This is a genomic window from Amycolatopsis sp. TRM77291 (assembly GCF_054166285.1).
In genome coordinates this window covers 8,611,761-8,635,917 of record NZ_JBSZHF010000001.1, presented here as the reverse complement: position 1 = coordinate 8,635,917, position 24,157 = coordinate 8,611,761, and the positions used below count along the sequence as shown (strand labels likewise).

The 24,157-nt window shown below is 68.3% G+C and carries 22 protein-coding genes; 10 read left to right on the top strand and 12 right to left on the bottom strand.

What is annotated here, in order from left to right; all coding sequences use genetic code 11:
- Window positions 1-4: 4 nt before the first annotated feature.
- Window positions 5-994, bottom strand: coding sequence for a D-2-hydroxyacid dehydrogenase (locus ACXIZN_RS40600; RefSeq protein ID WP_457960037.1), 990 nt, complete (start codon window positions 992-994; stop codon window positions 5-7).
- Window positions 995-1,092: 98 nt separating this feature from the next.
- On the opposite strand from ACXIZN_RS40600, the gene ACXIZN_RS40595 reads away from it, so the two are divergent.
- From ACXIZN_RS40595 to ACXIZN_RS40585, 3 genes are read left to right on the top strand one after another with little or no spacing between them, the layout of a single operon-like run.
- On the top strand, window positions 1,093-1,833 hold the full coding sequence (locus tag ACXIZN_RS40595) for a maleate cis-trans isomerase family protein (RefSeq protein WP_126735675.1): 741 nt from the start codon (window positions 1,093-1,095) through the stop codon (window positions 1,831-1,833).
- Between the two features lie 44 nt (window positions 1,834-1,877).
- Entirely contained in the window at window positions 1,878-2,648 is a 771-nt protein-coding gene (locus ACXIZN_RS40590; protein ID WP_457960036.1) for a maleate cis-trans isomerase family protein, read from the top strand.
- A gap of 3 nt (window positions 2,649-2,651) precedes the next feature.
- Entirely contained in the window at window positions 2,652-3,344 is a 693-nt protein-coding gene (locus ACXIZN_RS40585) for a GntR family transcriptional regulator (protein WP_192743318.1), read from the top strand.
- Between the two features lie 4 nt (window positions 3,345-3,348).
- On the opposite strand, the gene ACXIZN_RS40580 is transcribed toward ACXIZN_RS40585, so the two are convergent.
- The 3 genes from ACXIZN_RS40580 to ACXIZN_RS40570 all read right to left on the bottom strand — a co-directional run bounded on the left by ACXIZN_RS40580 (window position 3,349) and on the right by ACXIZN_RS40570 (window position 6,860).
- Window positions 3,349-3,825, bottom strand: coding sequence for a DUF4262 domain-containing protein (locus ACXIZN_RS40580; protein WP_457960035.1), 477 nt, complete (start codon window positions 3,823-3,825; stop codon window positions 3,349-3,351).
- Between the two features lie 501 nt (window positions 3,826-4,326).
- Entirely contained in the window at window positions 4,327-5,400 is a 1,074-nt protein-coding gene (locus ACXIZN_RS40575) for a tartrate dehydrogenase (protein ID WP_457960034.1), read from the bottom strand.
- On the bottom strand, window positions 5,397-6,860 hold the full coding sequence (locus tag ACXIZN_RS40570) for an NAD-dependent succinate-semialdehyde dehydrogenase (RefSeq protein ID WP_457960033.1): 1,464 nt from the start codon (window positions 6,858-6,860) through the stop codon (window positions 5,397-5,399). The genes ACXIZN_RS40575 and ACXIZN_RS40570 overlap by 4 nt, the downstream gene beginning before the upstream one ends.
- A gap of 88 nt (window positions 6,861-6,948) precedes the next feature.
- On the opposite strand from ACXIZN_RS40570, the gene ACXIZN_RS40565 reads away from it, so the two are divergent.
- Both ACXIZN_RS40565 and ACXIZN_RS40560 read left to right on the top strand, forming a co-directional pair.
- On the top strand, window positions 6,949-8,199 hold the full coding sequence (locus ACXIZN_RS40565) for an aspartate aminotransferase family protein (RefSeq protein ID WP_457960032.1): 1,251 nt from the start codon (window positions 6,949-6,951) through the stop codon (window positions 8,197-8,199).
- Window positions 8,199-8,696 carry a DUF3830 family protein gene (locus ACXIZN_RS40560; protein ID WP_007033814.1) on the top strand — a complete coding sequence of 166 codons (498 nt, stop codon included), beginning with the start codon at window positions 8,199-8,201 and terminating at the stop codon, window positions 8,694-8,696. The genes ACXIZN_RS40565 and ACXIZN_RS40560 overlap by 1 nt, the downstream gene beginning before the upstream one ends.
- Window positions 8,697-8,802: 106 nt before the next feature.
- Here the strand turns inward: ACXIZN_RS40560 and ACXIZN_RS40555 are convergent, their stop codons facing one another.
- Window positions 8,803-9,048: a hypothetical protein gene (locus tag ACXIZN_RS40555; RefSeq protein WP_457960031.1), complete on the bottom strand. Its 246-nt coding sequence runs from the start codon at window positions 9,046-9,048 to the stop codon at window positions 8,803-8,805.
- Window positions 9,049-9,339: 291 nt separating this feature from the next.
- On the opposite strand from ACXIZN_RS40555, the gene ACXIZN_RS40550 reads away from it, so the two are divergent.
- Complete coding sequence (locus ACXIZN_RS40550; protein ID WP_457960726.1) at window positions 9,340-10,722, top strand: FAD-binding oxidoreductase; 1,383 nt, start codon at window positions 9,340-9,342, stop codon at window positions 10,720-10,722.
- A 12-nt stretch (window positions 10,723-10,734) separates the two neighbouring features.
- Entirely contained in the window at window positions 10,735-12,288 is a 1,554-nt protein-coding gene (locus ACXIZN_RS40545) for an acetolactate synthase large subunit (protein WP_457960030.1), read from the top strand.
- Between the two features lie 47 nt (window positions 12,289-12,335).
- Here the strand turns inward: ACXIZN_RS40545 and ACXIZN_RS40540 are convergent, their stop codons facing one another.
- The 5 genes from ACXIZN_RS40540 to ACXIZN_RS40520 all read right to left on the bottom strand — a co-directional run bounded on the left by ACXIZN_RS40540 (window position 12,336) and on the right by ACXIZN_RS40520 (window position 16,575).
- Window positions 12,336-13,763: an MFS transporter gene (locus ACXIZN_RS40540; protein WP_457960029.1), complete on the bottom strand. Its 1,428-nt coding sequence runs from the start codon at window positions 13,761-13,763 to the stop codon at window positions 12,336-12,338.
- 57 nt (window positions 13,764-13,820) lie between these two features.
- Window positions 13,821-14,303, bottom strand: coding sequence for a DUF3761 domain-containing protein (locus tag ACXIZN_RS40535; protein WP_457960028.1), 483 nt, complete (start codon window positions 14,301-14,303; stop codon window positions 13,821-13,823).
- A gap of 72 nt (window positions 14,304-14,375) precedes the next feature.
- Complete coding sequence (locus tag ACXIZN_RS40530) at window positions 14,376-15,128, bottom strand: SDR family NAD(P)-dependent oxidoreductase (RefSeq protein WP_457960027.1); 753 nt, start codon at window positions 15,126-15,128, stop codon at window positions 14,376-14,378.
- Between the two features lie 9 nt (window positions 15,129-15,137).
- Window positions 15,138-16,025, bottom strand: coding sequence for an SRPBCC domain-containing protein (locus tag ACXIZN_RS40525; protein ID WP_457960026.1), 888 nt, complete (start codon window positions 16,023-16,025; stop codon window positions 15,138-15,140).
- Complete coding sequence (locus ACXIZN_RS40520; protein WP_457960025.1) at window positions 16,018-16,575, bottom strand: ArsR/SmtB family transcription factor; 558 nt, start codon at window positions 16,573-16,575, stop codon at window positions 16,018-16,020. Before ACXIZN_RS40520 ends, ACXIZN_RS40525 begins: the two co-directional genes overlap by 8 nt.
- 84 nt (window positions 16,576-16,659) lie before the next feature.
- On the opposite strand from ACXIZN_RS40520, the gene ACXIZN_RS40515 reads away from it, so the two are divergent.
- From ACXIZN_RS40515 to ACXIZN_RS40505, 3 genes are all read left to right on the top strand, one after another.
- Window positions 16,660-17,736, top strand: a complete 1,077-nt coding sequence (locus ACXIZN_RS40515) for a sensor histidine kinase (protein WP_457960024.1) — start codon at window positions 16,660-16,662, stop codon at window positions 17,734-17,736.
- On the top strand, window positions 17,733-18,401 hold the full coding sequence (locus tag ACXIZN_RS40510) for a response regulator (RefSeq protein ID WP_257484491.1): 669 nt from the start codon (window positions 17,733-17,735) through the stop codon (window positions 18,399-18,401). The genes ACXIZN_RS40515 and ACXIZN_RS40510 overlap by 4 nt, the downstream gene beginning before the upstream one ends.
- Window positions 18,402-18,510: 109 nt before the next feature.
- Entirely contained in the window at window positions 18,511-20,613 is a 2,103-nt protein-coding gene (locus ACXIZN_RS40505) for an MMPL family transporter (protein ID WP_457960023.1), read from the top strand.
- A gap of 75 nt (window positions 20,614-20,688) precedes the next feature.
- Here ACXIZN_RS40505 and ACXIZN_RS40500 read toward each other — a convergent pair whose 3' ends face one another.
- Together ACXIZN_RS40500 and ACXIZN_RS40495 are read right to left on the bottom strand one after the other, a co-directional pair.
- Window positions 20,689-22,860, bottom strand: coding sequence for a 3-hydroxyacyl-CoA dehydrogenase NAD-binding domain-containing protein (locus tag ACXIZN_RS40500; protein ID WP_457960021.1), 2,172 nt, complete (start codon window positions 22,858-22,860; stop codon window positions 20,689-20,691).
- Window positions 22,861-22,870: 10 nt separating this feature from the next.
- Window positions 22,871-24,082, bottom strand: coding sequence for an acetyl-CoA C-acetyltransferase (locus ACXIZN_RS40495; RefSeq protein WP_192743331.1), 1,212 nt, complete (start codon window positions 24,080-24,082; stop codon window positions 22,871-22,873).
- Between the last annotated feature and the right edge of the window lie 75 nt (window positions 24,083-24,157).

The window sequence follows — 24,157 nt, the reverse complement described above, 5'->3', positions numbered from 1 at the left end:
GCCCCTAACCTTGGCGAAGCGTCTCCGACGGCACGTACCCGAGCTGCTTGTCCACGACGTTGCGCAGCGGCTCCCCCGCGCGCCAGCGACGGAAGTTGTCCGCGAACACCTCTACCAGAGTATTACGCCAGCCGACGAAGTCACCCGACATATGCGGCGAAATCAGCACGTTCTCCATAGTCCACAAAGGACTGTCGGCGGGGAGCGGCTCGGTGTCGAAGACGTCGAGCGCCGCGCCGCCGAGCGGTCCGTCCCGCAGTGCGCCGATCAGGTCCGAGGTGACGACCAGTTCGCCGCGGCCGACGTTGACGAACCGCGCTCCGGGCTTCATCGCGGCGAAGGTCTCGGCGTCGAACATGCCCTTCGTCTGCTCGGTCAGTGGCGCGACCGCGACGACGTAGTCCGCCACGGGAAGATGACGGGCGAGATCCGAAGACGCGTACACGTCCCCGAAGTCGGGGTCGTCCTCACGAGGACGCCGTCCGACGCCCGCCACCGACATCCCGGCCGCCCGCAGCAGCCGCGCGATCGACCGGCCGATCGGCCCGGTGCCGACCACGAGGACCCGGCGGCCGGAGATCCGTTCACTCTCGCGGTGCTTCCACTGCTTTCGCCGCTGCAGGTCCCACGAACGAACGAAGTCCTTGGCGAACGTGAGGACGACTCCGAGGACGTACTCGGCGATGGCCCCGTCGAAGACCCCTCGGGAGTTGGTGAGCACGACATCGCTCTCCTGCAGCCCCGGGAAGAGGACGGGGTCGACGCCCGCACTGGCGATGTGCAGCCAGCGAAGCTTGTCGGCCGCGTGCCAGGCCCCCGGGACGGCGGTCGAAAGGAAGTCGTAGACGAAGAACGCGTCGGCTCCGGATAACGCGTCGGCCAACCCGGCCTCGTCGGTGTAACGAACCACCGCTCGGTCTTCGATAGCGCGCATGTCCGGTGGGCGCGTGTCTCCGCAGAGCACCGCCAGCACAGGGGTCTCCGAGGCGATCACGTTGACACCGTAAAAGTGGCTCGTATGATTGTCAACAATCCGAGGAACGACCCCCGGAGCACCGGACTGTGACAGCAGAAGTTTCCGGAGGCTGAGACTTGGATTTCGACTTACTGGAGTTCGAAGGCCCGTTGGCGCAGCGCGGTATCGGCGTGATCGCCCCCTTCGACCTGGCCCTGGAACGCGAGCTGTGGCGCTGGGTGCCCATGGAGGTCTCCCTTCATCTGGCGCGGACACCGTACGAGCCCGTGCCCGTCAGCATGGAGATGGCCCAGCTCGTCAGCGACAGCAGGCATCTCGCCGCCGCCACGCGGGACGTGCTCCACGTGGAGCCCGAAGTCGTCGCCTATCTGTGCACCTCCGGCAGTTTCGTCAACGGCGTGGACTACGAACGCTCTCTGACCAAGGCGATCTGCGACGCGGGTGCGACGGACGCCGTCACCACGTCCGGGGCGCTGGCGGAGGTCTTGCATCAGCTCGACCTCCACCGGGTCTCGGTGCTCACCCCCTACGACGGCGACCTGACCGGGAAGCTGCACGACTTCCTGGCCGAGCTCGGCGTCGACACCGTCTCGAGCGACCATCTCGGCCTGGGTGGCGGCATCTGGAAGGTCAGTTACCGGACCATCGCCGAACGCATCCTCGCCGCCGACCACGCCGACGCCGAAGCCATCTTCGTCAGCTGCACCAACCTCCCCACCTACGATCTGATCGAGCCGCTCGAAAGCGCGCTCGGCAAACCGGTCCTCACCGCGAATCAGCTCACCATGTGGGCCTGCCTCCGGCGGATGAACCTGCCGATCGTCGGGCCCGGCAAGTGGCTCCGGGAGGTCGACTGACCTCTTCGCCTACGATTGTCGACAATCTGCCCTCCGGAGGTTCCGTGCCCATCACGCCGTTCGCCCCACCCGAGCCGCCGTCCGAGACGACCACCATCGGGTTCATCTACCCCGATCACGCGGCCGAAGACGACTACCCGCTCGCGGAACAGCTCCTCGGCGGGGACATGGCCGGGATCAAGCTGCCGGTCGAGCACATCTACGGAACCGATCTGCACGCCGTTCCCGAGCTCTTGGACCTCGGCAGCGAAAGCCGGCTCGCCGACGGCGCCGCGCTCCTGGCCAAACACGAACCCGACGCGGTGGTGTGGGCGTGCACCAGCGGCAGTTTCGTCTACGGCTGGGAAGGTGCCCGCGATCAGGCCGACCGGCTCTCCGCCGTCGCGGGCGTCCCGGCGTCGAGCACCTCCTTCGCCTTCGTCAACGCCGCACGGGCCCTCGGTGTCCGGCGGGTCGCGGTCGCCGCCAGCTACCCGGACGACGTCGCCCGGCTGTTCGTCGAGTTCCTCGGCGCGGGCGGGGTCGAAGTGGTCTCGATGGGCAGCGCGGACATCGACACCGCGGCCGAGGTCGGCGGACTCAGCCCGGAAGCCGTCGTCGAGCTCGCGGTGAGCCGTGACCACCCGGCCGCCGACGCGCTGCTCGTCCCCGACACCGCCATGCGGACACTCGGCGAGATCAACACGCTCGAAACCAGGCTCGGCAAGCCCGTGCTGACCGCCAACCAGGTCACCGTCTGGGAAGGGTTGCGGCTCACCGGGAAGTCGCCGCTCGTCCGCACATTGGGCGCGCTGTTCGGGAGAAGGGGCCACTGAACCATGTCCTTGCCGGATATCGAGCCGGTCAGCCGGGAGTCGACCGCCGGGATCATCGCGCGTCAGTTGCGGGACGCGATCATGACCGGCGCTCTCCCGCCCGGCACCCAGCTCGGTGAAACGGATCTGGCCTCCCGGTTCCAGGTTTCGCGGGGACCGCTGCGCGAGGCGATGCAGCACCTCGTTTCCGAAGGGCTTTTGCGGAGTGAACGCCACCGCGGCCTGTTCGTGATCGACCTCGAACCCGGCGACGTCTACGACATCTACTCGGCGCGCTCGGCCATCGAGCGCGCCGCGATGCTGCGGGCACTGCGCGGGGACAGGGAACGGGTCGCCGCCGAACTCGAAGAGGCCGTGCGCGCCATGGCCACCGCCGCGGACGACGACGACCCGACCGCGCTCTCCTGGGCGGACCTCCGTTTCCACGAGGCGCTGATCGCGGCCTCCGGCAGCAAACGGCTCGTGCGCATGGCCAGGACCCTGCTGATCGAGACCCGCATGTGCCTCACCGCCCTGCAGGGCACCTATCAGCGGGTCGAAGAACGGGTCACCGAGCACACCAGGATCATCGAAGCCCTGCGCGCCGGCGACGAAGAGACCGCGCTGTCGCTGCTGGAAGCCCATATGGAGGACGCCGTCCAGCGGCTGGCCCCGGGAACCAGCCTGCGGGAAGGTGAAGCGCCCGCGGTGCCTTGAGCTTTCAGCCACGGCCCCGCACCCCCAGCACCGGCTGTCCACCCGTCCCGCCGCGGAAATCCCTGTCCCACGGCCAATTGCCGTGCTCGTCCTCGTAGACCAGTTGCAGCGCACGGAATTCTTCGCCGTACAGGAGCACCGCGGTGAGCAGGTGGGCCGACGGCGAACTGAGCGAAACGACCTCGAACGACGGCCATCCCACCGCGGCGGGCAGCACCTCACCCGCCTCCGGAGGCCTCGACCGGACCACCTGCTGGGCGAAGTAATTCAGCAGCTGGCCGGATCTTCGCTCCCTCAGGCCGGTGACGACGAGTTCCGGCAGCCCGGCGTCGGTGAGCCCGACCGTGTACGCGAAGCCCGGTTGGACCGTGCCGCGCTCGACCGTCTGCACCATCCAGCCGTACTTCCGGATCAGCGGTCGCACCTCCTCGACGAGGTAGTCGGCGCGGGTCTTCCCGGGGTTGTCGCAATGCCAGCACATCAGCGCTCCTCAAGTCGTCGAATCCGATGACCGGCACTGTGCACCGGGGCACCGACAAAAACTCGCGACCCGAGATGACGCACAGGCGGCGAACGGGCTTTCGTGCTCGTTTTCGCGCCGAGATTCCCTTTCAGGGCAACATTTTCACCTTACTTGAGAAAATTCGCCGAGCGGGCGGTCGCGCGCCGAACTGCCCGGGCCCGCGTCCCCCATGCCACGCCTGGAGCACCGAACCGGTCACCCGATATGTGTCGTGAGCGGCGGCTCGACAGTCGGCCAGGTTCCCAATGTCGTATTCGAGACGCCGAGTGTCCCTAATGCGACATTGGGAACCCCGAAGCACGGATGCCCTACTCGAAACACCACTACAGCCTTACCTCCCTTGAGTACACGAAGAACCCTTCCCTGCGCTTAACGCAAAGAAGGGGCCTTCCTGTACTCAAAAGTCATGAATGGACCGTTCATGACTTCCGGGACTTGACACGCCACTATGCGGATGGTTCAAGATAGAGCGGCGACCACCGCGGACCCGAGTTCGGCGGTGGTGGACTTCCCGCCGAGGTCGGGGGTTTGCACGGCCCCCTCCTCGAGAACCTTTTCCACCGCCGCGCGTACATCTTGTGCCGCAACGGTTTCCCCGAGATGGTCGAGCAGCATCGCCCCCGCCAGGATCTGCGCCACCGGATTCGCGATGCCCTGTCCGGCGATGTCGGGAGCGCTGCCGTGCACCGCTTCGAACATGGAAGGAAGCTCACCGGTCGGATTGATGTTGCCCGAAGGTGCCATTCCGAGCCCGCCCGTCACGGCCGCCGCCAGGTCGCTCAGGATGTCGCCGAACAGGTTGGAAGCCACCACGACGTCGAGCCGGTCCGGCGCCTGCACCATCCGCGCGGCGAGCGCGTCGACATGACACTGCTCGGCGTGCACGTCCGGGTACTCCGCGGAGATTTCCGCGAAGATCTCGTCCCAGAACGGCATCGAGTGGATGAGCCCGTTGGACTTGGTCGCCGAACAGACCCGTCCCGTGCGCGTCTTCGCCAGTTCGAAGGCGTAGCGGATGATCCGCTCGACCCCGACCCTCGTGAACACGGATTCCTGTAAGACGAACTCGTTCCCCAGCCCACGATTGTGCCTGCCGCCGAGCTCCGAGTACTCGCCCTCGGAGTTCTCCCGGACGATCACCATCTCCAGTTCGTCGGCGCCGCGGCCGGCCAGCGCCGACGTCGTCCCCGGCAGCAGCCGGACCGGCCGGAGGTTGACGTACTGGCTGAACGCACGCCGGACCGGAATGAGGAGACCCCACAACGACACATGGTCCGGGACGCCCGGAAAGCCGACGGCACCGAGAAAGATCCCGTCGAAAGCGGAAAGCCGTTCGATCCCGTCGGCGGGCATCATCGCCCCGGTCTTGGTGTACCGCTCACAGCTCCAGTCGAACTCCGTCCAGGACAAGGAGAAACCATGCGATGCCGCCGCGCGGTCGAGGACCTTGCGGGCCTCGACCGTCACGTCCACGCCGATCCCGTCGCCGGGAATGCTCGCGATCCGATAGGAGGTCCCTGCTCGAGAAATCACAGGGCCACCGCGATGTACTTGGTCTCAAGGAACTCGTCGATGCCGACGCTGCCGCCCTCACGGCCGAGCCCGGATTGCTTGATCCCGCCGAACGGCGCCGCCGGGTTCGAAACCAGTCCCTGGTTGAGGCCGATCATGCCGGCTTCCAGCCGCTCCGAAACCCGCAGTGCCCGTTTGAGGTCGGAGGTGTACACATAGGACACGAGCCCGAACTCGGTGTCGTTCGCCGCCGCGATGGCCTCGTCCTCGCTGTCGAACGGAGTGATCGGGGCGACCGGCCCGAAGATCTCTTCCGAAGCGAGCCTGGCGTCCTTGGGCACGTCGGTGAGGACCGTCGCCTGGTAGAAGTTGCCCGGACCGTCCACTGTGGACCCACCGGTGAGGACGCGCGCCCCTCGCTCGGTGGCGTCGGAGACCAGGCCGCTGACCTTCTCGACGGCGGCTTCGTCGATGAGGGGGCCGACGACGACACCCTCCTCGGTGCCGCGCCCCATCGGCAGGGCCTCCATACGCTCGGTGAGGCGCCGGGAGAACTCGTCGACGATGCCTCGCTGGACATAGAAGCGGTTCGCGGCCGTGCAGGCCTCGCCGATGTTGCGCATCTTCGCGGTCATCGCGCCCTCGATCGCCGCGTCGAGGTCGGCGTCTTCGAAGACGAGGAAGGGGGCGTTGCCGCCGAGTTCCATCGAGGTCCGGAGCACCTTGTCCGCGCACTGCTCCAGCAGCTTCCGCCCGACGCCGGTCGAGCCGGTGAAGGACAGCTTCCGCGCGCGGCCGTCGCGGATCAACGGCTCCATCACGCCGCCGGAGTCCGACGTCGTGAGCACGTTCAGCACACCTTCCGGCAGTCCCGCTTCGGCGAGGATCGCCGCGAGGGCCAACATCGAAAGGGGGGTTTGAGCGGCGGGTTTGATGACCATCGTGCAGCCGGCCGCGACCGCGGGCCCGATCTTGCGGGTGCCCATCGCCATGGGGAAGTTCCACGGCGTGATCAGCAGGCACGGGCCGACGGGCTGCTTCGTCACGAGGAACCGGCCCGACCCGTTGGGAGCCACGGCGTAACCACCGTCGATCCGGACGGCCTCCTCCGCGAACCAGCGGAAGAATTCGGCCGCGTAGGTGATCTCGCCCTTCGACTCCGCGAGCGGCTTGCCCATCTCGAGGGTCATCAGCAGCGCGAGTTCGTCGGCGCGCTTGATCAGCAGCTCGTAGGCGCGGCGCAGGATCTCGCCGCGTTCGCGCGGGGCGACGTTCGCCCAGTCGGCCTGTGCGGCGACGGCCGCGTCGAGTGCGCTGACACCGTCCGCCGGTGACGCGTCGGCCACCTCGCACAGGGCTTCACCTGTCGAGGGGTCGAGAACGGGGAAGGTCTTCCCGTCCGTGGCGGGCACCCACTTGCCGCCGATGAACAGTTCCTTGCCGACCGACGTGACCACGCCGGCCTCACTGATCGAGCTCATCCCAACGCTCCTCCATGTTGTCCCGAACGCCATGCTATGGATATTGTCAACAATCGACAACAGCTCAGCCGACCTAGGAGCGCAGCCCATGGCCCAGCTATCACCGCTGCTCAAGCAGGCAACGCCGGTCGTGGTCGACCACGGTGAAGGGGTTTACCTCTACGGCACCGATGGCAAACGTCACCTGGATTTCACCGCCGGTATCGGCGTGACCAGCACCGGTCACTGTCACCCGCACGTGGTGAGCGCGGCCCGGGAGCAGATCGGCAAACTCGTCCACGGGCAGTACACGACGGTCATGCACAAGCCGATGCTGGAGCTGACCGAGAAGCTGGGCGGCGTCCTCCCGGAAGGCCTGGATTCCCTCTTCTACGCGAACTCGGGCAGCGAGGCGGTCGAGGCGGCGCTCCGGTTGTCGCGGCAGGCCACGAAGCGGCCCAACGTCATCGTCTTCCAGGGCGGGTTCCACGGCCGGACCGTCGCGGCGGCGACGATGACGACGTCGGGCACCCGGTTCAGCGCCGGGATCTCGCCGCTCATGTCCGGCGTGCACGTCGCGCCCTTCCCCTACGCGTTCCACTACGGCTGGGACGAGGAGACGGCGACGAAGTTCGCGCTGCGCGAGCTCGACTACCTCTTCGCGACGGTCTGCGCGCCCAACGAGACGGCCGCGTTCTTCATCGAGCCGGTGCTCGGCGAGGGCGGGTACGTCCCGGCGAACACCGAGTTCCTGGCCGGGCTGCGGGAACGCGCCGACAAGCACGGCATCCTGCTGGTGATGGACGAGATCCAGACCGGCTTCGGCCGGACGGGCCGGTTCTGGGGGCACGAGCACTTCGGCGTGCGCCCGGACATCGTGCTCATCGCGAAGGGGCTCGCGAGCGGGTTCCCGATCTCGGGCATCGCCGCGCCGGAGGAGCTGATGGCGAAGGCACTCCCCGGTTCCCAGGGCGGGACCTACGGCGGCAACGCGGTGGCCTGCGCGGCGGCGATCGCCACGCTCGAGGTGATCCAGCAGGAAGGCCTGGTCGAGAACGCCGCCGAACGTGGACGCCAGCTCCTGGAGGGCGTGCGGGTGATCGCGGACAAATCACCGTCGATCGGCGACGTCCGCGGGCTGGGCCTGCTGGTCGGTTCCGAGTTCACCACGCCGGACGGCGAACCGGATACCGCGAAGGCCCAGGCGGCCCAGAAAGCCGCGTCCTCCAACGGATTGCTGCTGCTGACTTGCGGGGCGTACATGAACGTCGTCCGGATGGTGCCACCGTTGATCGTCGACTCCGCGCAGGTCGACGAGGCGCTGCGCATCTGGGGTGACGTGGTGGCGGGGGTCGAGTGATGGCCCGCTACATAACGATCACGCTCGACAAGCGCGGGGTGTCCTGCCGAGCCCGGCTGCTCGACGCCGAAGCCCCGCGGACCTGCCGCGCGGTCTGGGACGCGTTGCCGCAGAGCGGTTCGGCGTACCACGCGAAATACGCGCGCAATGAGGTCTACACGCTCGTGCCGCCCTTCGCCGAGCCGAAGCCGGGCCGCGAAAACCCCACGGTCACCCCGATTCCGGGGGATGTCGTGTACTTCGGGTTCGAGGCCTGGGAGATCGGTAACCCGGCGTACGGCTACGACGAAGGCAGTGAGGCGCACAGCGACCAGGGCGCGACGGACCTCGCGATCTTCTACGGCCGCAACAACCTGCTGATCAACGGCGACGCGGGCTGGGTGCCCGGCAACGTGTTCGCGACGATCGAAGAAGGACTGGCGGAAATGGCCGAAGCCGCCCAGGATCTCTGGCTGCGAGGTGTCGAGGGCGAGACGCTTTCGTTCGCACGCGCGTGAAACCCGTGGGCGGTGCGGGTTTTCACCCTCACCGCCCACGGGCCGGCACCCCATCCTGGCTTACTGCCGCGCTTCGGCGAGCCGGCATTCGACCCCACCGACCTCTTCACCGCGCTGGTCCGACCGTTTGCACGTCCGCCCTTCCGGTCCAGGTCAGCGTGCCCGCACGCGGCAGATAGCCGACGCTCTCCCCCGCGATGAACGCCGGATCGACCGGCGAGCCGTTGCCTTCGATCGTCCGGTATTCGACCGTGCCCTGCGGCGCGCGGCCGCCGTCGGTGAGTGAAACGGTGAAGGGAAGGGGGTGTACCCGGCGCGCCCCCTCGGCCTGACTGACTCCGCTGACGTTCACCACGGGCACCGTGCAGGCCGCCTGCCCGTCTTCGGCCGGCTGGTACCGCGAGCCCGAACGTGATCGCCAGCGCCGCCCCCAGACGCCGCGATCCGTCCCATCCTGGATCCCATCGGGCGTCCACCCCTTCCGGCGGGCCGCCCGGCCCTCTGCGACAGGGGTAACCGAGCGAGGTTGTCACGAGGTTGCGGCTCCCGGGGAGAGCAAACATGAAAAGGATTCATGGCCATCCTCGCCCACGACGTACTACGCTTCGGTAACCAGGCGAAGAGGCGTGAGGAAGGGCAGTCGATGGGCGATGTTGCGGCACGGTTCGCCGAGATCGTCGGGGACACGAACTTGCTCTCGGGCGAGGCGATCCCCGAGGACTACGCGCACGACGAGGCTTTGACCACCACCGCGCAGCGGCCCGCCCACCTGGCGAAACCGGGAAGCGCCGAGGAGGTCGCGGAGCTGCTCAAGGCCGCGAGTGAACACGGCGTGCCGGTCACCGCGAGAGGGTCGGGCACGGGGCTCTCGGGTGGTGCGCGGCCACGCGAGGACGGTCTGGTGATCTCTTTCGAGCGAATGAACGCGGTACTGGAGATCGACACCGAGAACCACGTCGCCGTCGTCCAGCCCGGCGTCACACTGTCCGAATTGGACGAAAAGACCGCGGAAGCCGGACTCGGCTACACCGTCTACCCCGGCGAGCTGAGCGCGAGCGTCGGCGGCAACGTCGGGACGAACGCGGGCGGTATGCGCGCGGTCAAGTACGGCGTCACGCGGCACAACGTCGTGGGCCTGCAGGCCGTGCTGCCGACCGGCGAGATCATCCGGACCGGCGGCAAGACCTCGAAGGTGTCGACCGGGTACGACCTGACCCAGCTGATCATCGGCTCCGAAGGCACCCTCGCGCTCGCGACCGAGGTCATCGTGAAGCTGTACCCGCGCCTCCCGCACGGCGCCACGGTGTTCGCCCCGTTCGAGACCTTCGACGAGGTGATGACGGTCGTCCCGAAGATCGTCGCCAGCGGTCTCGCCCCGCACATCCTCGAGTACATCGACAATCTGACGCTCGCCGCGATCAGCTACAACGAGAAGCTCAGCCTCGGCGTCCCGGACGCGATCCGCGACAAGGCGCAGGCGTATCTGGTGGTGGCACTGGAAAATCGCGACAGCGACCGCCTGCACGCCGACGTCGAAGAACTCGGCGGCCTGTTGGGTGACGTCGGCGCGATGGACGTGTACGTGCTGGAAGGACCGTCGGCGCGCAAGCTGATCGAGGCACGCGAGAAGGCGTTCTGGACGGCCAAGGCGGCGGGCGCGGACGACGTCATCGACGTGGTCGTCCCGCGGTCCGCCATGCCCGAGTTCCTGCGCAAGGCCAGGGAAATGGCGTTGTCGCGCGAGTCGGGCGCGCTCGGCTGCGGGCACGCCGGCGACGGCAACGTCCACCTGGCCATCTTCTGCAAGGACCCGGAGAAGCGGAAGCAGCTGCTGACCGACATCTTCGCCCTCGGCATGGAACTCGGCGGCGCGATCTCCGGCGAGCACGGCCTCGGCCGGGCCAAATCCGGCTACTTCCTCGAACTGGAGGACCCGGCGAAGATCGCGCTGATGCGCCGGATCAAGGAGAGCTTCGACCCGGCCGGGATCCTCAACCCCGGCGTTCTTTTCGCTGAGAGGGCTTGAAAAGTGAGTGAGATGAACGGCGCCCAGTCCCTGATCCGCACGCTTGTCGACAGCGGTGTCGACGTGTGCTTTTCGAATCCGGGTACCTCGGAGATGCACTTCGTGGCCGCCCTCGACTCCGTGCCCGAGATGCGCGGTGTGCTCGGCCTCTTCGAAGGCGTCGTCACCGGTGCCGCGGACGGTTACGCGCGGATCGCCGACAAGCCGGCGGCCACGCTGCTGCACCTCGGCCCGGGTCTCGGCAACGGACTGGCGAACCTGCACAACGCGCGCCGCGCGCACACCCCGATCGTCAACGTGATCGGCGACCACGCGACCTACCACAAGCAGTACGACGCCCCGCTCGAATCGGATATCGAGGCCGTCGCCGGTTCGCTCGAAGGCTGGGTCCGCCGCTCCGAGCACACGAAGGACGTCGGTGCCGACGCCGCCGCGGCGGTCGCGGCCGCCCAGGACGCCCCCGGCCAGGTGGCGACGCTGATCCTCCCCGCCGACGCGTCCTGGGGTGAGGGCGGCGAGACCTGCGCGCCCATCCCGCCGCGGATCCCCCAGGTCGTCGACGCGACGACGGTGAAGAACATCGCCGAGGTGCTGTCCAGTGGTGAACCGGTCGCACTGCTCGTCGGCGGCAGCGGTTGCCGTGAGGCCGGCCTGCGCGCGACCAGCCGGATCGCTGCCGCGACCGGCGTGAAGGCGTTCGTCGAGACCTTCCCCGCCCGGCTCGAACGCGGCGAAGGCCTGCCGACGATCGAGCGGCTGGGCTACCTCGCCGAGCAGGTCGCGTACCAGCTCGACGGGATCAAGCACGTGATCGTCGCCGGCACGAAGGCGCCCGTTTCGTTCTTCGCCTACCCCGGTAAGGCGAGCAACCTGGTTCCCGAAGGCGCACAGGTCCATGTGCTGGCCGAAGTCGCGCAAGATGTGCCGCGAGCGCTGAATGACGTCGCCGAGCTGGTCGCCGCCGAGACGGAGCCGGTGCTGCAGGAAGCCTCCCGGCCCGCTCTGCCGTCCGGGCCGTTGACGCCGCAGAACTGGGTCGACGTGATCGGCGCGCTGCTGCCGGAGCGCGCGATCATCGCGGACGAGGCGAACACCTCCGGACTGCTGCTGCCCGCCGCGACCGCCGGCGCACCGCGGCACGACGTGCTGACCTTGACCGGCGGCGCGATCGGCCACGGCATGCCCGTCGCGACCGGGGCTGCCGTCGCCGCACCGGACCGGCCGGTGATCAACCTGCAGTCCGACGGCAGCGCGCTGTACACCATTTCGGCGCTGTGGACGCAGGCGCGGGAAAACCTCAACGTCACCACGGTCCTGCTGAACAACCGCGCGTACGCGATCCTGCGGCTGGAGTTGCAGCGGGTCGGCGCGGACGCGAACGGCCCCAAGGCGAACGAACTGCTCGATCTCTCCCGCCCCGACATGGACTTCGTCAAGATCGCCGAAGGCATGGGCGTCCCCGCGACCCGGGCGACGACGGCGGAGGAGCTGGCCGAGCAGTTCCAGCGCGCGCTCGCCGAACCGGGCCCGCACCTGATCGACGCGATCGTCCCGACGCTCTTCTGAGCGGAGCGTCCCTGCGTGCGATGAGGTCCGTCATCGCACGCAGGGCGCTAGCGGACCGAGGCGACCACTGATTCGGTCTGGCGTTGTTTCGGCACGAAAGCGGTCAGGACGAGTCCCAGGAGCGCCGCACCGGCGGCGACCACGAAGCTCAGGCGGAACCCTGTCGCGGACGGAACGGAAACCCCGCCGACGGTGATCGCCAGCGACGCGAGCATGGACGCCATCACCGCACTGGACGTCGACGTGCCGACGGAGCGCATCAGCGAGTTCAACCCGTTCGCGGACGCGGTTTCGGTGACCGGGACCGAACCCATGATCAACGCGGGCATGGCCGCGTAAGCGATGCCAACACCCCCGCCGATGATGATCGACGCCGTGATCAGCTCGAAGGCGTTTTCCATCAACACGGTCGCGAAGGCGTATCCGGCCGCGATGGTGGTCGCACCGGCCATCAGCGTCGTACGTGGTCCGTAGCGCTCGATGAGCCGGGCCGAAACCGGCGACAACATGAACATGACCAGGCCGTTCGGCGCGAGGCAGAGCCCGGCCTGCACCATGGTCAGGCCGAGGCCGTAGCCGGTCGACGCGGGTGCCTGCAGCAACTGCGGGAACGACAACGCCATCGAGTACAGCGCGAACCCGATCATGATCGACGCGAGGTTGGTGAACAGCACCGGCCGCCGCGCCGAGACCCGCAGGTCCACGAGCGGATCACGCCGCCGCAGCTGGTAGGCGCCCCAGACCAGCAGGATCACCACCGCGCTTCCCGCGAAGGCGAGGGTGCGGCCGCTTCCCCAGCCCCATTCGCCGCCCTTCACGATCGGCAACAGCAGGCAGACCAGTCCGGCCGTCAGCCCCAGCGCGCCGAGGAAGTCGAACGGCGCCGGCGTCTTCACCGGCGACTCCGGCACCACGAACAGGATCAGCAGGCCACAGATGAGCCCGAGCCCCGCCGACGCCCAGAACAGGACGTGCCAGTCGGCGTTCTGCGCGACCAGCGCCGACACCGGGAGCCCGATGGCGCCGCCGACGCCGAGCGTCGAACTCATCACCGAGATGGCGGCGCCGACCCGTTCCGGCGCGAGTTCGTCGCGCATGATGCTGATACCCAGCGGGATCGCACCCATCGCGCAACCTTGCAGCCCTCGCCCGAGGACCATCAGCGCGAGCGAACTCGTCAGCGCGGACACCACCGAACCGGCGACCAGGAAGCCGAGGCTGATCAGCAGCAACCGGCGTTTGCCGTAGAGGTCGCCGAGCCTGCCGCTCACCGGCATCACCACGGCTCCGGCGATCAGGGTCGACGTCACCACCCACGACGCGTCCGACGGGGTCGCGTCGAGCAGCCTGGGAAACGCGGGGATGAGCGGGACGACGAGCGTCTGCATGAACGAGGCCACCAGACCGCAGGTGGCGAGCACGACGACGAAGACCCGGGGCGAAGGCGCCCGTCCGACCGGTTTCACCATGCGCATCCCATGATCCGACCTTACACAGCACCACCCTTTCCAGTGAACGGTTGACCGACGGGATCACAGCCAGGTGCGAACCCCACCATGGCCGGAGCAGGTACCGCGGCGATTCTGGCTGTAGCTATAGGAACCGTCCTTGCAGAGGGCGGTCGCTCCGTCGGCCGCGCCGGGTCCAGCCGACGGCCGGTGGACACAGGCACCGTCGGTGTTGCGGTAGTAGTCGCTTCCACACTCCGCCGGGTTCGGCGCCTTCGCGGCCTGTGTGGTCTTCGGAGGTGTTTTCGCCGGTTTGGGCTCGACCTGCTTCGGCACCTCGACCGCGGCCGTGGTCGTCGGCACGAACCGCTGGGGTGCCGGAGTAGGAATGGCCGTGCTCGTGGGCGGCGTCTCAGTGCTGGACGACGCCGGCACCGTCGACAGCGTTGGCACCGGGCTGCTTTGCGGCGTGACCCGCCCGGTGGGCACGGTCTCCACGCCGCAGCCTCCGGCGACCAGAAGCCCGATCGCCAGTGCCATGCCCAGCTTCGTCGTCCTCTTCGGCATAACGACCTCCCCAGCACCGGTAGTGCCGCGTAGTCGGGAGATCGTCCGCCGTTGTTACGGCGAGGCCGGCGCCTAGTCGACCATCGCGCCGCAACTGATGTTCAACGCCGTCGCCGTCATGCTGCGCGCATGGTCCGACGCGGCGAAGGCGGCCACCCGGGCGACGTCTTCGAGCGACGCCGTCCGCCTGAGCATCGTCGCGTCGACCATGTCACGAATGGCGTCGTCGAGGCCGGCGCCCGCCGGAATCGTCTCCGGGATCCCGCCGGTGCGAAGGGTCACGACACGGATGCCCTGCGGCCCGAGTTCGCACGCCAGCCCTCGCCGCAACGCCTCCATCGCGCTGAACGCGACCTGCAACCCGCCGAGATGGTACCCCGGCAGCGGATCACCGTCGCCACCGAACATCAGGATCACTCCGGACCCCTGCCCGATCATGTGCCGGGCGGCGGCCCGCGCGGTGAGGAAGTTCGTCCGCACCGCCGTCCGGACCGGGCTTTCGAGGTCCTCCAACGACATCTCGACCAGCGGAGTGCCCTGGACGTCGTTGTGCGTGATCACGTTCATCGAGATGTCGACACTGCCCGCCGACGAGGCCACCGAAGCGGCATACTCGTCGATGGCGGCTTCGTCGAGCGCGTCGAACTCCGCCGTTTCGGCTTTCCCGCCCGCTGCCCGGATTTCATCGGCCAGCGCGTCGAGTTTCTTCAAGGTGCGACCGGTGAGGTGGACGGTCGCGCCCTCCCTGGCGAACCCGCGGGCGACCGCGCCGCCGATTCCACCGGCGGCCCCATAGATGATCGCGTTCCTGCCTTCGAGCAACATCGATTCCTCCTACTTGCCATCCAGGGTGATGAGTCCGTCGGGTGTTCCCTCCAGGTGGACGTCGACCCACGACGAGCGCCACGAGTCGAGCTCGTGGAACCTGCGCAGTTCCGCCAGACCACTGAGCCAGCCCATCCACATGCCGTATGGCGGCTTCTCGTCCGCGAATCCACTTTGGACGAAGGTCAGCTTCGTACCGCCATCGGAGTCCTCGAGTTCCCAGGAGGCGACGACACCGTCCTGGTAGGCGAGCGACATCTTGGAGCCGGGCACCAGGTCGACGATCTTCGCCGGATCCGGGTCCTTGTCCAGCGACCCCATCGCCCAGCGGCCGCCGACATGGGTCTCCGCCTCGATCCGGGCGCCGAACCAGCGGGTGAACACGTCGGGGTCGGCGATCGAGGAGTAGACCTCCCCTCGGGGCGCGTCGATCCGCACTTCTTCGCTCATCAGCGGGGATGTGAGGTCGCAGCGCGCGATGGGCGGTCGTCCTTCGACGTGGTCGACGAGGTTCGCGACCGACAGCGCCCAGAACGTGTGCATCAGGCTGAGTGACGAATACGAGTCGGCGAGCATCGTGGCGTAATCCGGAAGACCACTCTGACTGAACGACAAGGACGTCTCGTCCCCGTCCTCCGTCAGCGCGATCTCGACGACGGTCTCCTTCCCGCCGAGGGCCCAGGCGAACCGCAGGACGTTGTCCTCGGCCGACAGCAGCCGCTGGCGCGGACGATCGCCTTCCGGCGTGTAGCGGCCCCAGAACTCGTACCGGGACGGCAAGTCGACCTCCGCGTATTCGGAAAGCCATACGCGCAGCGCCCCTGGATCGGTCAGCGCGTGCCAGACCTCGTCGATCGGCGCGCGCAGGCGCACCTCGAACCTCATCGGTTCAGTCACGGGAGTTTCCCTTCGGGTAACAGGCCAAGGCGAGCTTGAAGGCGTCGCCTTCCGCTCCGCCATAGCGGGTGAACAGATCCTGCAAAGTGGTCTTCAGTTCGTCGAGGAACTCCTGACGCCGCTCCGGCTCGACCCGGATCTCGCCGGAGACACCGATCGACGGCAGTTCCGGCGCGGCCCGGTCGAGCGCGGCGACGTCCGCCTGGACCTCTTCCATGAGGTCCACCAGATAACCCAGGCTCAGCTCGTCCCGCGCCGCCCGCGGGCCGAGCCGTCCCACCAGCCCCGGCGACATCCAGTACGAACGGGCGGTCGCCTGGTACACACCCTCACTGACGGCGCGCACCTTCCGCTCCGACACCTGCTTCACGAGACCGGCTTCCACCAGTCGCTTCACGTGGTAATAGACCCGCTGCGGCGTCTGATCCAGCGCCGCCGCCACCTCGGTGCAGGACCGCGGCTCGGCCAGCTGCCGCAGCACGTCCACCCGCTGCGGTTTCAGCAACGCCTCCGCCTGTTCCAGCCGCTCCAGGTACTCCACGTCTCTCACGGCGCCACACCTTTGATCACAAAAATCAGTTTGAACGTAAAAATCCATTTTGTCAATCGAGCCGGATCGCGCTACTCTCGTCGTGTGGCGATCCTGCGGCGGTACGCGGCGGACATCGCGGTCACCGCGGCGGTGATCGCGGGTTCCGTCGTGGCCTCGCTCGGGGACGGCGCTGAAGCACCGCGCAACGCGGTCGTCGGCTGGGTCTGCGTGATACTCGCCTGTGCGGCGCTGTTCCTGCGCCGCCGGTATCCGCTCCCCGTCGCGATCTTCACCGCGGCCTGCTGCGCGATCTACTACCCGCGGACCGACCCCGACGGATTCGTGCTGCTCGCGTTCGCCTTCGCGCTGTACAACACCGCCTCGACCGGGCGGATCCGCAGCGCGGCGGTCGTCGCGGCGGCCTCGATGGGCGGCGTCGCGATCGGCGAGGCGCGGGCCGGCACCGCACGACAGGTGGACGACTTCGCGTTCCTGCTGATGGCGGGCTGGTTCATCGCGCTCGTCGCGGTCGGGGCGGTGACGTACTACCGCCGCGAGGCCGAACGCACCAAGGAGACCGAGGCACGGCGAAGGGCCACGGACGAGCGGCTCCGGATCGCGCGTGAACTGCACGACGTCCTCGGCCACAACCTGGCGCTCATCAACGTCCAGGCGGGCGCGGCCCTGCACGGCGGGGATCCGGCGAAATCCGAGGAGGCACTGACCACGATCAAACAGACCAGCAAGGAGGCGTTGCGCGAACTCCGCGCCACCCTGGGCATGCTGCGGCAGGCGGACACCCCCAGCCTGGCCAGGATGGCCGACCTCGCCGCGTCGGCGGGCGCGCACGGGCTGACCGTCCGGACCGAGATCGACGGCACGGCCACGGAACTGCCGCCCGACGTCGAGCACGCCGCCTTCCGGGTCGTCCAGGAGGCGCTGACCAACGTCGCGCGCCACGCCGCCGCGAACACCGTCGTGGTGCGGATCGGCTACACGCCCCATGATGTGTCCGTGCAGATCGACGACGACGGCCGGGGCGGCACCGCGGAACCGGGCAACGGCATCCGCGGCATGACCGAACGGGCCGAGGCACTCGGCGGCGAGCTCGTCGCGGCCGCGCGCGAAGACGGCGGTTTCCGGGTGCGCGCCCGGCTTCCCCTGCGGGTGAAGAAATGATCCGGGTCCTGCTCGTCGACGACCAGCGGCTGGTCCGCGCCGGCTTCAAGTCCATATTGGACGGTGAAGCGGACATCACCGTGGTCGCCGAAGCGGCCGACGGCCGCGAATCCCTCCAAGCCGCGCACGAACACCGGCCCGACGTAGTCCTGATGGACATCAGGATGCCCGGGATGGACGGGCTCACCGCGACCCGGCACCTGCTCGAAGACCCGGCGCTGACCGGGATCAAGGTCGTCATCCTGACCACCTTCGACCTGGACGAGGACGTCTACGGCGCGTTGCGCGCGGGCGCCAGCGGGTTCCTGGTCAAGGACACCGAACCGGAGGAGCTGATCCACGGCGTCCGCGTGGTCGCCAGGGGCGACGCGTTGCTCGCGCCGTCGATCACCCGCCGCCTGATCTCCGAATTCGCCTGCCGGGTGGACCGGCCCGCCCCCTCGCCCACCCTGAACCGGCTCACCGAACGGGAACGCGAGGTGATGAGCCTGGTCGCGGCCGGCCTGTCCAACGACGAGATCGCGAAGGAACTCGTGCTCAGCCCGGCGACGGCGAAGACGCACGTCAGCCGGATCATGACCAAGGTGGACGTCCGTGATCGCGCCCAGCTCGTCGTGCTCGCCTACGAATCGGGCATGGTCACCCCTCGCTGGTTGACCCCGTGACCACAACCCCGGTAGTACGGGAGGAGCCTTAGGGGTACCCAGAAGTTGCGGCCGGAGTGCCCGCCGGAGCCCGACGATATGCGGGCCGGGAAAGCCGATGCTTTCCGCCATGGACACCATCACTCTTTCCCCGAGACAGCCGCCTGGGGGCGCGCTCTCGAAGCTGGCGGGCTGGTCGCAGCGTCATCGCTGGCTCGCCGTTTCGCTCTGGCTGCTCACCCTCGTCGGTGTCACGCTGGGCTCACAACTGGCGGGCAGCGCGTACCACGACGACCATTCCCTGCCGGGCACCGAATCCCAGCAGATCATGGACGTGTTCAAGGCACAGGCTCCGGCGCGGACCGGCGCGACGGCCGAGATCGTCTTCAAGACCGAGGGCGGCCTCGCGACCGCACGCGGACCGATCGACCGGATGCTCGCCGAAGTCCGGAACCAGCCGCACGTGAAGGCGGTGACGAGCCCCTTCGACACCCCGACGGCGATCTCGCGCGAAGGCACGATCGGTTACGCCGCGGTCGCCTTCGACCTCGAGTCGAAGGATCTGCCGTACGACGACATCGTGCGCGTCGTCGACACCGCGAAAAAGGCGGAGTCCGCCGGGCTCCAGGTCGAGCTGGGCGGCGACCCGATCAAGCGGACCGGCGGGGGCGGCGGCCCCTCGGAAGGCGTCGGGTTGCTGGCCGCGCTCGTGATCCTCGTCTTCCTGTTCCGCTCGATCCTCGCCGCCGGGCTCCCGGTGATCACGGCGATCTTCGCCGTCGGCAGCACCCTCGGCGTGATCGTGCTCGTGAGCAGGTTCGTCGACATCGCGAGCTACACGGCACCGCTGATGATGCTGGTCGGGTTCGGCGTCGGCGTGGACTACGCGCTGCTCATCTTTTCCCGCTATCGCGGCGAAATCCTGGCCGGCCTCGACCGCGAGCGGGCGGCGCGGCGGGCGCTGGACACCGCGGGCCGATCGGTGCTGTTCGCCGGCGGCACGGTGATCATCGCGCTGCTCGGCCTGCTCGCGCTGGGTCTCGGTTCGCTGCGCGGGGTCGCCCTCGCCGTGGCGCTGACCGTGCTCGTGACGATGCTCGCCTCGATCACCCTGCTGCCCGCGCTGCTGTCCTTTTTCGGCCGCCGCTTGGAAAAAGGGATCCGCAAGCACGCCTCGAAACGGGAACACGGCAGGGCCTGGGGCAAGCTCGGGGACGCGGTCCAACGACGGCCGATGGTGCCGCTCGCGATCGGGCTGCTCGTCCTGATCGGTCTTTCCTTGCCAGCGCTCGGCATGCGCCTCGGATTCGCCGACTCGGGCACGGATCCGGAGTCCTCGACCACCCGGCGGGCCTACGACCTGATGGCGGAGGGTTTCGGTCCCGGGTTCAGCGAGCCGTTGATCGTGGTCACCGAGAACGGCGATGGTGCCGCCCTGCGACGGAAACTCGAAGCCACACCAGGGATCGCGGAGGTGACACCGCCGATGGGGCAGGGCGTCACGACGGTTCTCGCCTTCCCCACGTCGTCGCCGCAGGACGCGGCGACCGCCGAGCTGGTGGAACGGTTGCGGACGGAGGTGTTGCCGGGACTGCCGGGCAAGTACCTGGTCGGCGGGAGTGTCGCGGCGGCGGCGGACTTCGCGGACGCCGTCGGTGACCGGTTGCCGCTGTTCGTGCTGGTGGTCGTCGGGCTGTCGGCGTTGCTGCTGATGGTCGTGTTCCGCTCGATCCTGATCCCGCTGAAGGCCGCCTTGCTGAACCTGCTGAGCATCGGCGCCGCGCTAGGGGTGATGACCGCGGTGTTCGGCGACGGCCTGTTCGGAACGCAGCCGGGGCCGATCGAAGCGTTCGTGCCGGTGCTGATCTTCGCGATCGTGTTCGGGCTTTCCATGGACTACGAGGTGTTCCTCGTTTCCCGGATGCACGAAGAATGGCGGCGCACCGGCGACGCGCGCCACGCGGTCCGCGAAGGACTCGCCTCCACCGGCGGGGTGATCACGGCCGCGGCGGCGATCATGATCGTGGTGTTCGGGGCGTTCCTGCTCAACCCCGACCGGATGCTGGCGCAGTTCGGTCTCGGGCTGGCGGTCGCGGTGCTGGTGGACGCGTTCGTGATCCGCTGTCTCGTGGTGCCCGCGGTGATGCGGCTGCTCGGGCAACGCGCCTGGTGGCTGCCGCGGTGGCTGGACCGGCGGCTGCCGCACGTGGCGCTGGAACCGTCGGCCCGCTGATACAAGGAACGGTCCCTTCCTCGCGAAATTCGCAAGGAAAGGACCGTTCCTAGCACGCTAAAGCGGTGAAGCGGCTTACTCGTAGATCTCGCCCTTCGCGGCCTTCGCGACCAGCGACTCCGGCGGGGTGAAGTGGTCGCCGTAGCGCTCCGCCAGCTCACGAGCCCGGTCGACGAAGCCCTGCAGGCCACCCTCGTACTGGTTGATGTACTGGATGACACCACCGGTCCACGCCGGGAAACCGATACCGAAGATCGAGCCGATGTTGGCGTCGGCGACGGTGGTGAGCACGCCCTCGTCGAAGCACTTCACGGTCTCGAGCGCCTCGGCGAACAGCATGCGCTCCTTGAGGTCCTCGAAGGGAACCTCGGCGCTGCCCGACTTGAACGCGTCGCGCAGGCCCGGCCAGAGCCCGGCCCGCTTGCCGTCCTCGTCGTAGTCGTAGAAGCCCGAGCCGGTAGAGCGGCCCTTGCGGTCGAACTCCTCCACCATCCGGTCGATGACGCCCTCGGACGCGTGCGCGTTCCAGGTGCCGCCGGCGGCCTCGATCGCTTCGCGGGTCTCCTTGCGGATCTTGCGCGGCAGTGTCAGGGTCAGTTCGTCCATCAGCTGCAGCGGCGGGGCCGGGTAGCCGGCCTGCGAACCGGCCTGCTCGATCGACGCCGGCTCGACACCCTCGCCCAGCGCGGCGACGGCCTCGTTGAGGAACGTGCCGATGACGCGCGAAGTGAAGAAGCCGCGGCTGTCGTTGACGACGATCGGGGTCTTCTTGATCTGCAGGGTGTAGTCGAAGACCTTCGCCAGTGTGGCGGGCGAGGTCTTCTCACCGCAGATGATCTCGACCAGCGGCATCTTGTCCACCGGCGAGAAGAAGTGGATCCCGATGAAGTCCTCGCTCCGCTGGACACCCTCGGCGAGCGCGGTGATCGGCAGCGTGGAGGTGTTGGAGCCGAGCACGGCGTCGGGGTTGACGATGCCCTCGATCTCCTGGAACACCTTGTGCTTCAGCTCGACGCTCTCGAAGACGGCCTCGATCACGAAGTCGACGCCGGCGAAGTCCTCCGCCTTGTCGGTCGGCTTGATCTTGGCGAGCAGCGCGTCGGACTTCTCCTTCGTGGTCTTGCCGCGGGAGAGCGCCTTCTCTTCCAGCTTGACCGCGTAGCCCTTGCCCTTTTCGGCGCCTTCGAGGGTGACGTCCTTGAGCACGACGTCGATACCGGCCTTCGCCGAGACGTACGCGATCGCGGCGCCCATCATGCCCGCGCCGACGACGCCGACCTTCTTGGCGGTGTACTTCTCGAAGCCCTCCGGCCGCGAGCCGCCGGAGTTGATGCTCTGCAGGTCGAAGAAGAACGCCTTCGTCATGTTCTTCGAGACCTGGCCGGTGGCGAGGCTGACGAAGTAGCGGGTCTCGACGGTGATCGCGGTGTCGAAGTCGACCTGCGAACCCTCGATGGCCGCGGCGAGGATCGCGCGCGGGGCGGGCATGTTCGCGCCCTTGATCTGCTTGCGCAGGTTCGCCGGGAAGGCGGGCAGGTTCGCCGCGAAGCTCGGGTTCGACGGGGTGCCGCCCGGGATCTTGTAGCCCTTGACGTCCCACGGCTGCACGCCGCCCTCGGGGTTGGCCTTGATCCACGCCTTCGCGGCCGGGACCAGCTCCTCGACGGTGCCGACGAGCTCGTGCACGAGGCCGAGCTCCTTGGCCTTGGCCGGGCGGTGGCGCTGGCCCTGCAGCAGCACGTTCAGCAGCGCGCTCTGGATGCCCAGCAGGCGCACGGTGCGGACGATGCCACCGCCGCCGGGGAGCAGGCCGAGGGTGACCTCGGGGAGGCCGATCTGGCTGCCCTTGACGTCGGCCGCGATGCGGTGGTGCGTCGCGAGCGCGAGTTCGAGACCGCCGCCGAGCGCGGCGCCGTTGATGGCGGCCACGACCGGCTTGCCCAGCTGCTCGAGCCGGCGCATCTGGCCCTTCATCAGGCCGCTGCTCTCGGTGATCTCGGCCGCGTTCTCCGGCTTGGCCTGGATCAGGTCGTTCAGGTCGCCGCCGGCGAAGAAGGTCTTCTTGGCCGAGGTGAGGACGACACCGGTGATGCTGTCCTTCTCCGCCTCCAGGCGGTCGACGACGACGCCGAGCGACTCGCGGAAGTCGGCGTTCATCGTGTTGGCGGACTGCTTCGGGTCGTCCAGGGTGAGCACGACGATGCCGTCGGCGTCCTGCTCCCAGCGGATGGTCTTCGCTTCAGTCATTGTCTCTTCCTCAGACCCGCTCGATGATGGTCGCGACGCCCATGCCGCCGCCGATGCACAGGGTGACCAGGGCGCGGCGCGCCTGACGGCGCTCCAGCTCGTCGACGACGGTGCCGACCAGCATCGCGCCGGTGGCGCCCAGCGGGTGCCCCATCGCGATGGCGCCGCCGTTGACGTTGACCTTCTCCTCGTCGAGGTGCAGGTCCTTGATCCACTTGAGGACGACCGAGGCGAAGGCCTCGTTCAGCTCCCACAGGTCGATGTCGTCCGGGGTGAGGCCGGCGATCTTGAGGACCTTCTCGGTGGCCGGGGTCGGGCCGGTGAGCATGATCGTGGGCTCGGAGCCGACGGTCGCGGTCGCCACGATGCGGGCGCGCGGGGTCAGGCCGAAGTCCTTGCCGATCTGCTCGTTGCCGACCAGCACCACCGCGGCGCCGTCGACGATGCCGGACGAGTTGCCGCCGGTGTGGACGTGGTCGATCTTCTCGACCGAGTGGTACTTCTGCAGCGCGACGGCGTCGAAGCCGCCCAGCTCGCCGATACCGGCGAAGGCGGGCTTGAGCTTGCCGAGGCCCTCGATGGTGCTACCCGGGCGACGGTGCTCGTCGTGGTCGAGGATCGTGACGCCGTTGATGTCCTTCACCGGGACGACGGACTTCGCGAAGTAGCCGCCGGACCAGGCCGCTTCGGCCCTTTCCTGCGAACGCACGGCCCACGCGTCGACGTCCTCGCGGGAGAAGCCCTCGATGGTCGCGATCAGGTCGGCGCCGGTGCCCTGCGGGACGATGTAGTTGTCGTACGCGGTGGCCGGGTCCATGAACAGCGCGCCGCCGTCGGAGCCCATCGGCACACGCGACATCGACTCGACACCACCGGCGATGATCAGCTGGTCCCAGCCGGAACGCACCTTCTGGGCGGCGGTGTTGGTGGCTTCGAGGCCGGAGGCGCAGAAGCGGTTCAGCTGTACGCCGGCGACCGACTGCGGCAGGCCCGCGTTCAGCGCGGCGGTGCGCGCGATCACGGCGCCCTGCTCGCCGACCGGGGACACGACGCCCAGGACGATGTCGTCGATCACGGCGGGGTCGAGGTTCGGGTGCCGGACCTTCAGTTCTTCGATGAGGCCGACCACGAGATCGACCGGCTTGGTGCCGTGGAGGGCACCGCCCTTGTTCTTGCCGCGAGGCGTACGGATCGCCTCGTAGATGTAGGCCTCGCTACTCACAGAAAAACTCCTCCGCGTACGGCGCTGTATCAGGGGTGAAACGTACCGGCCGGTAGCCATGCTAATGCCGATTAA